The sequence below is a fragment of the Pleomorphochaeta sp. genome (assembly GCF_050031695.1).
Lineage (GTDB): Bacteria > Spirochaetota > Spirochaetia > Sphaerochaetales > Sphaerochaetaceae > Pleomorphochaeta.
Map to the genome: position 1 here is coordinate 1 of NZ_JBNAIC010000064.1, position 15,084 is coordinate 15,084.

Sequence of the window (15,084 nt, forward strand, 5' to 3'; positions counted from 1 at the left end):
GATGAAGCTAATGAAATAGATGAAGCTAATGAAATTGTTGAAGCTAATGAAATTGTTGAAGCTAATGAAATTGTTGAAGCTAATGAAATTGTTGAAGCTAATGAAATTGTTGAAGCTAATGAAATTGTTGAAGCTAATGAAATTGTTGAAGCTAATGAAATTGTTGAAAATATAGAACAACCTAAAGCCAATATTGAAAAAGAAATAATCAATGTTGACATTAAAAATTCTAATGCAATTTTACAAAATGCTATATTTGAAACTCAATATAATACTTTAGAAGATTTATTACCAAAGAGAGTTTATGAGATTGTTTCTTTTGTTGATGAAGAAAAGAGCTCATTTTTTAATATCTGTAAAGAAAATGAATATGATTTATTAACAAGTATTGATTACTTATTAAATCAGGCAATAACAAAACAAAGAAAAGATAAAAAAGAAAAAATGTTTACTATCCCTGGATATAATTTAACTTTAGTAATTGCTTTAGAAAATAGTGATAATTTAAAATTGTGGGAAAGAAAAAATAATTTAGGTGCAGTTATGTATTCTCAGCAAAAGGATAGCTGGAATGCATTGGTTTTAAAATATAATAACAATGGTAATTTATATAGTGTTGAACAAATTGAAATAGCTGAAAAAGATTTTGATGCTGCAGATTGGAAATTTGTTGTATCTACTGTAAATAGGATGAAAAGAAAATAAAATGGATGACTTATTGAACCAACGATTAAATGTTGCAATTGATATTGCAAAGAAAGCAGGTAAGTTTGCCCTTGAAAAAAGTAAAAATAATAATTTTACTGTATCTGAAAAACAAGAGAATGATTTTGTAACAACAGCAGATAAGGAAACAGAGCAATTAATTTATTCAGAATTAAAGAAAGCTTTTCCATGTGATGGTTTTTTAGGTGAAGAAAGCGATGAAATATTAGGAGAAGGTCGGTGGGTAGTAGATCCAATAGATGGAACTACAAACTATTTTAGGAATTTAGCAAATTGGGCTGTTAGTATAGCTTTTGAGAAAGAAATAGGAAATCCAATAATAGGTGTTGTATATGCTCCGGTTTTTGATGATATTTTTTATGCTGCAAAGGGATTAGGAGCATATCAAAATGGTAAGAAAATTCAAGTATCAAGTATTAATGATATTAAATATTCTATTAATGTTTGTGTGCCCCCTCATAGATATAAAGAAGTATATAAAGATTATGTTAAGAAATCTCATTATATAGGAAAACATTGTAGTGATATTAGATCATATGGTTCTTGTGCCCTCGAATTATGTTATATTGCAAATGGATCGATAGACGGATATTACGAATTGTTTTTAGGATATTATGATTTTGCAGCAGGGAAAGTTATTCTAGATGAAGCAGGTGGTAAATTTTATTTCGAAAAAGCTAAAATAGAAGAAAAATATAATTTAGTTGCGACAAATTTTGAACTATTTAATTGGTTTGAAGAACATATATTAAAAAATGAGGTAAAATGAGTAATTTAAAATTAATAATTTTTGATTTTGATGGAACTATTGTTGATTCGTCTCCTGGAATTTATAATACGGCTAATTGGACAGTTAAACAACTAGGGAAAAAAGAAGAAACCGATATAGATCAATTAAATAAATTCATTGGCCCTCCATTAAAAGATTGTTTTAAATTTACATTTAATTTAGAAGATGAATTAATTGATGACGCTTGCAATATTTATCGTGGTAGATATTTTGAGAAAGGTCAGTATGAAGTTAATGTGTTTGATAAAATAGAGGATGTATTAATTGAGTTAAAAGAAAAAGGTTATATTTTAGCAATTGCAACAATGAAATACAAAGAAATCGTATTAAGTATGTTAGAGCATTTAAATTTAGCTAAATATTTTGAATATATAGATGGAACTAATATTGAAGGAACTAAGTACAAAGCTCAAATCTTAGAAGAAATTGTAGAACATTTTAATATAGAAAAAAATAATACAGTTTTAATTGGTGATACATACCATGATGAAACAGCCGCAAAAGAAGCAAAAATAAAATTTTTAGCGGTTAATTATGGATTTGGTTTTACTAAAAAAACTCAAGTATCTTCAACAATGATTGGAATTGCTACTAGCCCAAAAGATATTTTATCATATATACTATAAATATAAATTATTTTAAAAAAAATAAAGAATATGTAGAATTTTAAGGAGAAAACTATGGAAAAACTAAATAAATCAGAAATTTCAACAAAAGATGCACCATCAGCAATTGGTCCATACAGTCAAGGTATTGTTGCAGGTCCTTTTGTATATTCATCAGGCCAAATTCCTGCAGATCCTAAAACTGGAGAAATAACAGGTGGTATTGTTGAACAAACAACTCAATCATTAACTAATTTAAAAGCTGTAATTGAAGCAGGTGGTAGTGATATGGAACATGTTGTTAAAACTACTGTTTTCTTAAAAGATATGGGCGATTTTGCTGCAATGAATGAAGTTTATGCTAAATTCTTTAATGAAGGTATTAAACCAGCTCGTTCAGCTGTACAAGCTGCAAAATTACCTAAAGATGTTTTAGTTGAAATTGAAGCTGTTGCTTTAGTTAAATAAAATATAAATTTCTTTTTATAGAATAATAATTATATAAACTCTTCAAATGAGGCATCAATACATCTTGCTAATTTTGTAGGGTTTATTTTTATTTGTAAGCCTCTCCTTCCGCCGCTTATATAAATTTGATCTTCCATAAGGGCAAAATCTGAGATGAAAGTTTCATATGATTTTATCATCCCAATAGGTGAGCACCCACCTCTAATATATCCTGTTGTTTTTTTTAATTCATTAACTTTTATAAGTTCAAGACTTTTTGAATGAGTAATAGCTTTTGCCTTTTTTAAACTAACATTAAATTCAGCAGGTAAACAAAACACAAAATTTTCCTTATTCTCATTAACAAAAACAATAGTTTTATATACTAAATCTATATCAAGATTTGCTGACTGTGCAACATGAATAGCATCAAGATTATTTTCATCAACTTCATATAAGAATAATTCATATTCAATATTATTTTTTTCAAGTATTCTCATTGCGTTGGTTTTTTTAATATCACTCATATTTCATATAATAAAACAATTGAAAAAATGAGTAAATATAGAAAAACCCTTTAGAAAATTCTAAAGGGTTTTTAATATTAATAAAAATAATAATTATTTTTCATCAATTGCAAAAGGTGTACCTAAAGCGGAAGGGGATGCAAAACTACCACGTTTTTTAAGACTGTTAATTGTCATAAATATCAATGTAATAATAGTGATAAAATATGGAGCTATTGCTAAAAACTGTGCTGGAATAATCATCTTAAAGCCTGCAGCTTGTAGGAAGAACTGTAAACTTGTAATTCCACCGAATACAAGAGTACCAATTGCAACTCTTGCTGGATTCCAAGCAGAGAAAATAACTAAAGCGATTGCAATCCAACCGATACCGCCAGTCATGCTATCATTCCAAGAAGGAGTAAAACTTAATGAAAGAGCTGCTCCTCCTATACCAGAGAATATACCTCCGAATACAGTATAAATATAACGAGTTTTATTTACATTAATACCCATTGCAGCTGCTGTTCTAGGAGCTTCTCCTACACTTCTTAATGCTAGGCCATATTTTGTCTTATACATAAAATACCAAGCTAGAGGAAGTAAAATATATAGCATATAAGTAAGTATTGAAACATCGAATAATGCACCAATAATAGGAATTTCATTTAAGAAAGGTATTTGAATATTCTCAAATTTGCTTGGTAAATTTAATCCAACTAAGTTTAGACTATTTTCAACAGGGCCTAGTCTTTTTCCTAAGAAGTTTGCTAAACCTGTTCCAAACATTGTGATGGAAAGTCCTGTAACAACTTGATTAGACCTTAAAGAAATAGTAAGAAATGCATGAATTAAACTAAATACACCACCGGCTAACATGGCAATGATAATACCTAAGAATAAACTACCAGTATGATAAGTCATTGCGAAACCAGATAGGGCACCCATTAACATAGTACCTTCAACACCTAAATTTAATACTCCTGATTTTTCAGTAAACACTTCACCAAGAGTTGCATAAGTTAAGCTTGTTCCCATCGCTAAAGTAGCTGCTAATAATTTTGTAATTAAATCTATTGTATTCATTATTTTTCCTCCTTTACTCTAGGAGCTTTTTTTAATCTGTGATCAATAAAAATATTTCCAGCTAATAGAGGAATTAGAATTAATCCTTGTAATACTTCGCCCATGGCAGAAGGAAGTTTCATTGTTATTTGTAAAGCGTCAGCACCAGTTTCTAATGCAGCTAAAAATAATGCAACAATTATAGAAACAAAAGGATTTAGTCCACTCATCCAAGCAACAATAATACCTGTAAAGCCGTATCCACTGTTAACACCTTTAGTTAAACAATGTGTTACAGCTGCTGAGTCTATACCACCAGCTAAGCCTGCAATTGCACCTGAGAAAAACATTGCTAAAATGATATTTTTTTTGATTGAAACACCTTGGCATCTTGCAGCTTCACTGTTTTTACCTATCATATTCAATTCAAAACCCCAACGTGTTTTATAAAGAATAAAATAAAGAATAACTACTAAGATTAAAGCAATAAAAATTCCCCAGTGAACTTTTCCCCATATTCTATTTATCCATGCAACTTCAGGGTATTTAACAGTACCCATATTATTCTTAGGAGCTTTCCAAGCTGAAATATATAAGTATTCAGCAATCCCAATAGCTATATAGTTCATCATAAGGGTCGTTAATGTTTCATCAACTTTCCATTGGGCTTTTAGTGCACCAGGAATTCCTCCCCAAATACCACCGAAAAGAATAGCCATAATTAAGCCAATTGGTAATAATAATGCTCCTGGTAACCAAGTCCAAAATTGCATTACCCATGTAATACCTATTACACCCATTACATATTGACCTTCAGCACCAATATTCCAGAATCTTAATCTAAATGCTATACCAACAGCTAATCCACACATTAATAAAGGAATCATTTTTACAAGGGTATACTGTATTTTAGTATTTGATCCAAAAGCTCCTCTAAAAATAGCTCTATAAGTAGCAATTGGGTTTGCATCAGATAAAAGTAAAACAATTGCTCCTAATACGAAAGAAATCAATAATGAATATATAGGAATTAATATTTGCATTTTTTTTGATTTCTCGTTTCTTTTTTCAATTACGAATGCCATAAATTAACTCCTTTGTACACCAGCCATTAGAAGGCCAATTTCTTCAGTAGAAGCAGTTTCTGCATCCATGATATCCATAATCTTTCCTTCAAACATAACGGCTATTCTGTCACAAACAGTTCTAAGTTCATCTAATTCTTCACTTACTAAAAGAACTGCAGAACCTTTATCTCTTTGTTCAATAATATTTTGTCTAACAGCTTCTATTGCTCCAACATCAAGTCCTCTTGAAGGATAAACTGCTATTAAAATACCTTTACATGAGTTAATTTCTCTTGCAAGAATAGTTTTTTGAATATTACCACCTGACAAGAATTTTGCACTTGTGAATTGGTTTGGGGTTTTTATTACAAATTTTTGAATTAATCGCTTTGCAAAAGTTCTTACTTTTGACTTATTAATCATATGGTTATGAGATAATTCTTCAGTACGATATTTTTTCATACTTAAATTATCTCCTACACTCATATCTCCAACTATGCCCATTCTACCTCTATCGGCAGGAATATGACTTACTCCAGCGTTAATTATTTGCAAAGGAGTTTTATTAGTGTAGTCTTTTCCATCAATAAAGATATTACCTTCATTGATTCTTAATAATCCAGTAATAACTTCACTTAGAGGTTGTTGTCCATTCCCTGCAACACCTGCAATACCAAATATTTCACCACCTCTAATAGAAAAAGAAATATTATCTAATGTTTTTCTTGCTTGGTTTTTTGAATTAACACTAACGTTTTTTAATTCAACTCTGACATCTTTTGGATTAAAGGGACCTTTTTCAAGTTCAAATAAAACAGGACGTCCAACCATTAAATTAGCAATTTCAGATAATTCTTTTATAGTATTAGTAGGTTTTACACCAACACATTTACCTTTTCTTAAAACCATTAATGTTTCCGAAAATTCAAGTACTTCAATCATTTTATGTGTAATGAATATCGCACTTTTACCTTCACTTAACATTTTTTTTAGAATCTTATTTAATTCTTGAGATTCTTTAGGTGTTAAAACTGCTGTTGGTTCATCCAAAATTAAAATATCAGCACCGCGATATAATAGTTTTAGAATTTCAACTCTTTGTTGTTCCCCAACGGTTAAAGTCTCAACAAGTCTTGTTGGATCAACTTTTAATTCATATTTTTTGCTTAATTCTATAATTTTTTCATTAATTTCTGAAAGTGGAGGCACTGTAGGTAAATCTTTTAAACCTAGAATAATATTTTCAGCAACTGATAAATTGCCAACTAACATAAATTCTTGGTGAATCATACCAATACCTAATGCCATTGAGTCTTGAGGTGAATTTATAACAACATGTTTTCCGTTTACATAAATATCTCCTTTGTCTTGTCTATACAAGCCAACGAGCATATTCATTAATGTAGATTTACCAGCTCCGTTTTCACCTAATAAGGCCAAAACTTCACCTTTATGAAGTTGTAAGTTTACATCTTCATTAGCAATTACACCTGGAAATGTTTTTGTAATGTTTTTCATCTCAACTACGAGAGGTCTTTCCATAATAATTAGTCCCTATATCTTTTTATTATTTTTTTGTATTTTTTAAAAATAGGGGTAGAAAGAGATTTCCTACCCCTACAAACCATTGTACTTATGGTAAATTATTTAGCTGAACCAATAACGCCTTCTACGAACCAGTCCATAGTTAACATAGCGCCATCTTCCATTTTTTCACCAGCATTTTGTCTTTTTGCACCTGTGTTATCAGTTAGTTCACCCCAGAATACATCAAAAGAACCATCTCTCATGTCTTGTTCAATTGCTTCAATGTCAGCAACTGTATCAGCTGGTACTAAAGGTGAAATAGGTGATAATAAAATCATATCATCATCAAGACCACCCCAATATGCTTGAGATTCCCATGTTCCATCCATTACTTTTTGAATTTGAGGAATCATATAGCTACCCCAGTTCCACATTGGTGATACTAATACATGGTCACTACCTGTTAAGTCCATGAAGTTAGCATTGTAACCAATTGCATAAGCGCCTCTTTCGATAGCTGCTTTAGCAGGTTCTGTAGTATCTTGGTGTTGAGCAATAACATCACAACCTCCATCTAATAAAGAATCAGCTGCTTGTCTTTCTTTTGAAGGATCAAACCAAGTATTTGTCCAAACAACAGTAACAGTAGCATCAGGATTAACGCTTCTTGCACCAAGTGTGAATGCGTTAATACCACGAACAACTTCAGGAGTGTTGTAAGCACCTGCAAAACCGATTTTTCCAGTTTCACTCATTGTACCAGCAATAACACCTGATAAATAACGCATTTGATACATACGTCCAAAATAGTTAGACATATTATCATTATCTAAGTAACCTGAACAGTGTTCGAAATATACATCAGGATGTTCGTTAGAAACATTTTGCATATATTGTTGATAGTTGTATGAGTTTGCAAAAATAATTTTACAACCTTCATCGATTAGAGATTCCATTGCTCTTTCGCTTTCTTCGTTTTCAGCAATGTTTTCCATTCTAATAACTTCAATTTTATCGCCAAAATATTCTTCAGCAGCAATTGTTCCTTGGTCATGCATATATGAATAACCAAAATCTCCAGGGGCTGTTATATAGATAACACCAACTTTTAGAGGTGAATCACCAGCAGCTTCAGCAGTTTCAGTTTCTCCACCTGCAAATACTGGAGCGATTGTTAATAGAGCACAAGTTAACAAAATAGTTAATTTTTTCATCATTTTCTCCTTCTTATAATGAACTAATTGCGATATAAATATCACATTTAAGTATAGGGCACTACCTTATTGTTGTCAAAAAAACTTTTTATTGTTATGTTCAAAAATAATAAGATATACAAGTTAATTGTTGTTAATTTTTTAAAAAAAAGCAACAATAAATAAAAAAATATTTATAAAAAAAACTATATGCAACATATTTGTTGTTATTTATGTTATAATCGGATTGAAGATAAAGGTTTTTGTCGTGAATTTTTTGAAAAATATGACTTATTTGTAATTCTAGTAATCATTCAATTAATTTTTTTTAGCTTATCATACGTAGAGTAAAATTGTTTTTGTATGATAAAAATGTTATTATTTATTTTTTTAATAAAATTTTTTATGCCTAGTAAAAATCTTATAAGTACTAGACTTTTACACTTTTATAAGTCAATATATGATATAGAAATTCACTAAAGGAGATAATTGTGTATTCTACTTTTAAAAAGCACATTATTGTTATAATTTTAATTAGTTTTTTTGCTATTACAAATATATATTCTATAGAATTAAATGAAGATTTTACTGGGTTTGTAATTGATTCACCTTTATATACTAATTTTAGTGATAATAGTAACATAATTGAAGAATATGCCAATGAAACTCAAACATTTAATGAGCAATTAGGAATATTTGAGCAAAGTGAAATGTTGCTAAACTCTGAATTAGACTTATTACAAGCAATAAGTGATTCAAATTATTCAATTACTCCTGGAGATACTTTTCAAGTTGATTATTTAGAAGGAAATGAATCTAAAGAAATCATATTAAGAGTTGATAGTGAATATAATCTAGCAATTCCGTTAATTGGAATTATAAATGCTGAGGGAAAGAATTTAGTTGAAATTAAAGAATTAATTAAGAATAGTATATCTAAATATTATGCTTTTTCTTCTCCTCAAGTATCCTTTATTTCTTTAGGTATTTTTTCTGTTGATGTAATTGGTGAGGTTTTATCTTCTACTAGTTTTGCAGTAAATGGATTAGCTAGACTTAGTGATGTTGTTTATATAGCTTCTGATAGAGCAAACACACGTGATATTGAAATAAAAGATAAAAATGGTAACATTAATCATTATGATTTATATTCTGCATTAAAAGAAGGTCAATTAGATCAAAATCCATTATTAAAAGTTGGTGATACTGTAATATTAAAGAAAGCTAATAAAGTAGTTAATATTGTAGGAAATGTTTATGAACCTGGAACTTATCAGGTTAAAGACAGTGAAACTTTAAAAGAAATTATTGACACTTATGCAGATGGTATATTACCTAAAGCAGATAAAGATTCTCTTTATATAAGTAGATATAATAATGAATCTAATACATATAATGAAATAGATTTTGATATTGATGATGATATAACAATTAATAATTTAGATACTATTATTATTCCAAGCATTCAAATAGAAAAAGAATGTGTATTTATTGAAGGTGCTATTTCTAATAGCTCTATTACAAATGAAAATGCATATTCTCAAATATCTTCAGGTCAGAATAAAATAATTTATAATTTTTATCCAGAAGAAACTCTAGAAGAAATGTTAGAAACCATTTCTGTGAGATTTGTAGCAAATAGTGATTTATCTCATTCTTATTTAATAAGAAATGACGAGAAGATAAGTATCAACATATTAGACTATATAACTCAAAATATAGATGATGATGTTACTCTTCAAGCGGGAGATAGAATAATCATTCCTTTTGATAATAAATATGTTAACGTACAAGGTGAAGTTGAAAGAAGCGGAACCTTCGTATATGAACCAAATAAAAAATTAGAATATTATATTTCTTTAGCAGGTGGATATACTTCTGATGCTTCTGATAAAATTACAGTAACAGATTCAAATGGTAATAGAATTGATAGAGATTCTGATATTCCATACGATTCAACTATTTATGTAAAAGAGGATAATTTAGTAGCTAATATAGCTCTAGTTTCTTCTATCATTACAATTGTGTATTATACTACGTTAATAGTAAGTAATACTGTAAGCTTATTTTAATTTAGCTTTTTAAGGAGAAATTTGTGGATTTAAATCATGAAAATAATATAAATGAAGAAGGAATAAGTATATCAGAATTATGGGAAATATTTAAAGCGAGGTTCTCTTGGTTTATTTCTACTATGATATTAGTTATTGTAGCAGCAGTAATCTATCTTCAATATGTTATACCTCAGTATTCATCAACTGTAACAGTATTAGTAGAACCTATAACTACTTCATCCTCCTTAGATGATTTAATGATGTCTAATCTTAGTTCTAGTTCTTCTAAAATATCTACTGAAGTTGAGTTGATAAAAAGTAGAGCGAATATAAATAGTGCTCTATCTCTATTAGATTTGTCTCAGTATAAAGATTCAGTTGGAATCCCATATAGTGAATTCTATAAAATAGGCCCTACTAGTGATTCAATATCTGTATCCTCTGTAAAAGATACTCAATTAGTTTCTATTTCAGTTACTGATGAAAATCCTGAATTTGCAGCTGATTTAGCTAATGCATTATCTACAAGCTATGATACTCTATTAACAAGTATTGCTAAAAACTCTAAAACAACACAGAAAGAATTCTTAGAAGAACAAATCCCTATAAATGAAATTGAATTAAATGAAGCTTCAAATAAATTAAGTGATTATAAAGAAGAGTCAGGTGTTCTTCAATTAACAGAAAAATCTTCTTCTTTAGTAGATCAAATATCTTATTATGAACTAAGAAAAGAACCTTTAAAACTTCAAATAGTTGAAGCTGAAAGTAAAATAGAAAATATTCAAAAAGCAATGCTTGATAAAAATATTGTTTTGCCTGATTATAATCAATTGGTAAATAGTGATGAATTTCTTCAACTAAGTGATCAATATAAAGTTTCAGAAGCTGAGCTAATAATGTATGAAGCTGTATTAACTTCAGCGTCCTCTAGTGATGATTTTAATACAATAAATTCTAGAACAAGTGAATTAACAAGTACAATATCTCAAAAAAGTAAGATAATGTTAGATACATTGAATCAAGAATTAGTAACTTATTCTACTGATGATATATATTCTAATGCATTAATTAGTGAATATGCTAGATCAATATTATCTAAAGCTTCTTGTGAAGTAGGCTTATCTGTATTAGAAGAAAGATCTTTACAATTTAATGAAGAATTAGATCAGTTACCTATTATAGAGAGAAGAGTTTTAGAGCTCCAAAGAGATGTTACAGTACTTCAACAAATTGGAGTACAACTTAGAACAATGCTTGAAGAAGTAAAACTTATTGAAGCAGCAGTTTCAGGAAATGTAACAATAGTTGATAAAGCAATTGTTCCTATTAACCCTGTTAGTCCAAACAAATTGTTAATTCTTGCTGTTGCTATTTTATTAGGTGCTGCATTAGGTTTCTTATTAGCTTTAGTTGTTGATATGACAGATAATACTATTAAAACAACTGAGCAATTGAGAAAAATGCTAAAACACACCACAATCCCATTATTGGGTTGGATTCCTTTAATTAAAGATAAAACACTAAATCCAACAGGGAAAAAGAATATAGGATATCAAAACTTATCTGTATATGAAGATCCAATAGCTTTTGAAAGTGAAAAATACATGGCTATTGTTTCTAATATTATATATGCATCAGGTGTAAATAAAAACAGAAGTATCACAGTTACTTCTTGTGATGTTAGTGAAGGTAAAAGTACATTAATTGCTAATATGGCTCTATGTTTAGCAAATATGGGAAGTCGTGTTTTATTAGTCGATGGTGATTTTAGAATGCCATCTATTGAAGCTAAGTTTGGTTATTCAAGAGCAAAAGTTGGGTTAGTAAATTTAATTCAAGAGGAAAATCTTGAATTTGAGGATGTTATTGTTCAACCTATTGAGGAAATGCCATTATTACATATTTTACCACCTGGCAGATTACCTTTAGTTCCTATTGCAGTATTGACTAGTCCAAAAATGGATTACCTAAATTCTTTGATTGGACCATATTATGACTATATTTTAATTGATGCACCTCCACTAGAATATGCTTCTGAAGTTATGACTTTTGGAGAAAGATTTGATTCATTAGTAATAAATATTAGAGCAAATATTACTACAAAATTAGCTCTTAATACTTTATTACAATCCTTAAATAGGGTAGAGAATAAGATTTCAGGGGTTGTCCTAAATTCTTGTTTACCTAAAGATGCTGAAACTACTGCTAATGTTAGCTCTAAATATGGTTATGGTTATGGAAGTAAGTATGGTAGTAAATATTTTTATGGTTCTGAAAAGAGTAAAAATAATAGAGCTGTTACTTCAAGACATAAAGCTGTTAGGGTATATAAACAAAGTTTAAAATATAGAAAAATTAGAGATACTGATTGGCAAAAGAAGAGGCCAACAGCACCAATTGCAAATATGCAAGCTAATTGGAAAAAACCTGAAGATTTGAATAGTTCCAAATCAGATAAAAATTTAAATAACAAGGAAGTAAATTATGATGATATTTTTACTTTCTTAGAAAATGACCCATCTTCAAAAGGGAAAATAAAAAAAACACAACAAAACGGGGAAAATAAGGAATAAATTTTAATATAAATTAGAAAATACTAATTTTGCCCTTGATTTTGACTAAGTTTTTTTATAGTATGAAAAAAATTTGGATTATGATTATTGTAGGAGTAAGTAAATGAAACTTTTAAAGCACTTATATAAAAGATTATATAATAACTTATTTACTTCTATTATCTATTTATTTATTTGTTAAATCAGTCTTTTATTAGACTGATTTTTTTTTGTGAGGAGAAAATATGGACAATTATTTTGTTGGAAGATCTTTGTGTGTTATTGATGATTTTAATATTGAAGAGAGGGCTTACTTATTTGATAAAGTAAAAAGTTTAAAAGCTGCTATGAGTAATAAAGACAAAGCAAAATTAGATGATTTTAGGATTAATGATCCAGATTTTGGTATCTACGAAGTCTTTTTAGAAGATTCTACTAGAACTAAAGAATCCTTTAAAAATGCAGCTAAATTCCATCAAACTAAAGTTAGTGAATTAGCAACATCTACATCTTCTTTTAATAAAGGGGAAAGTTTTAGTGATACCTTTAATACTTTAGCTGGTTACTCTAATTCCATCTTCATTATCAGAAGTAAAGTTGAAGGTGTTTGTGCTCATTTAGAAAATGAATGTTCATTGTTTGCTCAAAGAAATAATTTAATTAAACCTTCTTTTATTAATGCTGGAGATGGAAAACATGAACATCCTACCCAAGAGTTATTAGATGAATATACTTTTTTAGAAGATAATGAATTTAACTATGATGATATACATATTGCTTTAGTTGGTGATTTATTTCATGGAAGAACAGTTCATTCAAAAGCTAATGGTTTAAAAATATTTAAAAATGTTACAATTGATTTAGTTGCACCTATAGAATTAGCAATGCCTGAAACTTATATAAATATTATGAATGAGAATGGTTTTACTGTTAATATTTACTCTTCAATAGATGAATACATAAATAGTGGTAATGTTGCTAATAAGTGGTATTTCACAAGACCTCAATTAGAAAGAATGGGGGAACAAATCTTAAAGAGACAAACAGAATTAAGAGCATCCATAACTTTTAGAAAAGAGTTTATAGAAAAACTTCCAGAAAATACAAAATTTTATCATCCTTTACCTCGTCATAAATTAACTCCAACAATTCCAACATTTTTAGATAAAACAACATTAAACGGATGGGAAAAACAATCAATCAATGGAATGTATGTAAGAATTATTCTATTAGGTTTGTTAGGTGGTTCTCTAGGTAATGATTTTAATCCAACATTATCAAAAACTCCAAAATATATTGATGAAGAATATATTTTTAGTGTAGATAAAGTTGGAAAAAGCACTAAGAAAAAAGATTATAGTGAAGGTGTTAACCCAATACACACAGGAATTGTTATTGATCATATCTGTAAAGGCGATAGTCCTAAAGAAATTAGAGAGCATATGGCTTTAATTAGTAGAGTTATGGATATTGATGATTCTAAAGGTGGTGAATGGGTAAGCATGGGCTCTGATAATCAATATAAAGGAATATTGTTTAGACCTGGAAATAAGACCTTTACTAGAAAAGAATTGAAAAGGTTAGCAGCTATTGCTCCAGGTTGTACGCTTAATATTATCAAAGATAATGTTGTAGTAGAAAAATATAGAACAACAATGCCACCTAGAATTTATAACTTTGAAAACATGTGTTGTAAAAATGAAGCATGTATATCTAATCCAAAACAAGGGGAAGATGTAGAGGCAATGTTCTTTAGAACTAAAGATCATAAGTTTATTTGTAGTTACTGTGGTAAAGCTCATAGTTTTAAAGAAATATTTAAATAGAAATAAAAAAGTAGGAGAAAAAAATGAATAAAATTGAAGAAATAAAAAGTGAATATGCGAATAAGTTAGTAGATATTGCATTAGAATTAGGTGCTATTAAATTACAAGTAAAAGATCCTTTTACTTGGGCTAGTGGATATAGGATGCCAATTTATAATGATAATAGAAGATTATTACAAAGTCCTGAAGCTAGATTATTAATAGCTAGTGCTTTTGAAAAAATGGCAAAAGCCTTAGATTTTGATCCAGATAATATTGCAGGAACAGCAACTGCTGGTATACCTCATGCAACAACTCTAGCTGATAAAATGGGTAAAAGCTTATCTTATGTTAGATCATCATCAAAAGATCATGGATTAAATCAAAAAATCGAAGGTTTAGGTAATTCTAAAAGCTATGAAGGTAAGAAAGTACTATTAATTGAAGATTTAATTTCAACAGGTGGATCTTCAATTAATGCAGTTAAAGCAATAGTTGAAACTAACGGAGTTTGCCCATATACTCTAGCTATTTTTACTTATGGTCTTGATGCTTCATTAAAAGCATTTGATTCATTAGATCCTAAATGTGAAGCTTTTACAATTTTAGATTATGATACAATGATTAAAAGAGCTGTAGAAATAAAATATATAAATGAAGAAGAGGCTAAAGATTTAAGAGAATGGAGAGAAGATCCTTTTAGTTGGGGAATAAATCGTGGCTTTAAAAAAGTTGAAAAATAGG

General features: G+C 29.0%; 13 protein-coding genes. 8 read left to right on the forward strand and 5 right to left on the reverse strand.

Annotation, left to right across the window (positions count from 1 at the left end; translation table 11 throughout):
- The 4 genes from ACPKM0_RS11205 to ACPKM0_RS11220 form a co-directional block, all read left to right on the forward strand.
- Positions 1-705: hypothetical protein (locus ACPKM0_RS11205; protein WP_472476007.1), on the forward strand; the 705-nt coding region annotated here is incomplete at its 5' end.
- Position 706: 1 nt separating this feature from the next.
- Positions 707-1,495: an inositol monophosphatase family protein gene (locus ACPKM0_RS11210; protein WP_472476008.1), complete on the forward strand. Its 789-nt coding sequence runs from the start codon at positions 707-709 to the stop codon at positions 1,493-1,495.
- Complete coding sequence (locus ACPKM0_RS11215; protein WP_472476010.1) at positions 1,492-2,142, forward strand: HAD-IA family hydrolase; 651 nt, start codon at positions 1,492-1,494, stop codon at positions 2,140-2,142. The genes ACPKM0_RS11210 and ACPKM0_RS11215 overlap by 4 nt, the downstream gene beginning before the upstream one ends.
- Positions 2,143-2,196: 54 nt before the next feature.
- The gene (locus tag ACPKM0_RS11220; RefSeq protein ID WP_472476012.1) at positions 2,197-2,589 is read left to right on the forward strand and encodes a RidA family protein; all 393 of its coding nucleotides are present in this window, start codon (positions 2,197-2,199) and stop codon (positions 2,587-2,589) included.
- 29 nt (positions 2,590-2,618) lie between these two features.
- On the opposite strand, the gene ybaK is transcribed toward ACPKM0_RS11220, so the two are convergent.
- From ybaK to ACPKM0_RS11245, 5 genes are all read right to left on the reverse strand, one after another.
- The gene (gene ybaK, locus ACPKM0_RS11225; RefSeq protein ID WP_472476014.1) at positions 2,619-3,095 is read right to left on the reverse strand and encodes a Cys-tRNA(Pro) deacylase; all 477 of its coding nucleotides are present in this window, start codon (positions 3,093-3,095) and stop codon (positions 2,619-2,621) included.
- Between the two features lie 93 nt (positions 3,096-3,188).
- Complete coding sequence (locus tag ACPKM0_RS11230) at positions 3,189-4,160, reverse strand: ABC transporter permease (RefSeq protein WP_472476016.1); 972 nt, start codon at positions 4,158-4,160, stop codon at positions 3,189-3,191.
- Entirely contained in the window at positions 4,160-5,224 is a 1,065-nt protein-coding gene (locus ACPKM0_RS11235; protein WP_472476018.1) for an ABC transporter permease, read from the reverse strand. The genes ACPKM0_RS11230 and ACPKM0_RS11235 overlap by 1 nt, the downstream gene beginning before the upstream one ends.
- Before the next feature lie 3 nt (positions 5,225-5,227).
- Positions 5,228-6,748 (reverse strand): ABC transporter ATP-binding protein, encoded by a 1,521-nt coding sequence (locus tag ACPKM0_RS11240; protein WP_472476020.1) that lies wholly within the window; start codon positions 6,746-6,748, stop codon positions 5,228-5,230.
- 101 nt (positions 6,749-6,849) lie between these two features.
- Positions 6,850-7,947, reverse strand: a complete 1,098-nt coding sequence (locus tag ACPKM0_RS11245; RefSeq protein ID WP_472476022.1) for a BMP family ABC transporter substrate-binding protein — start codon at positions 7,945-7,947, stop codon at positions 6,850-6,852.
- 470 nt (positions 7,948-8,417) lie between these two features.
- On the opposite strand from ACPKM0_RS11245, the gene ACPKM0_RS11250 reads away from it, so the two are divergent.
- From ACPKM0_RS11250 to ACPKM0_RS11265, 4 genes are all read left to right on the forward strand, one after another.
- Entirely contained in the window at positions 8,418-9,998 is a 1,581-nt protein-coding gene (locus ACPKM0_RS11250; protein ID WP_472476024.1) for a polysaccharide biosynthesis/export family protein, read from the forward strand.
- A gap of 23 nt (positions 9,999-10,021) precedes the next feature.
- Positions 10,022-12,556: a GumC family protein gene (locus tag ACPKM0_RS11255; RefSeq protein WP_472476026.1), complete on the forward strand. Its 2,535-nt coding sequence runs from the start codon at positions 10,022-10,024 to the stop codon at positions 12,554-12,556.
- Between the two features lie 224 nt (positions 12,557-12,780).
- Positions 12,781-14,361, forward strand: coding sequence for a bifunctional aspartate carbamoyltransferase catalytic subunit/aspartate carbamoyltransferase regulatory subunit (locus ACPKM0_RS11260; protein ID WP_472476027.1), 1,581 nt, complete (start codon positions 12,781-12,783; stop codon positions 14,359-14,361).
- 23 nt (positions 14,362-14,384) lie between these two features.
- Positions 14,385-15,083, forward strand: coding sequence for an orotate phosphoribosyltransferase (locus tag ACPKM0_RS11265; RefSeq protein WP_472476028.1), 699 nt, complete (start codon positions 14,385-14,387; stop codon positions 15,081-15,083).
- Position 15,084: the final 1 nt, after the last annotated feature.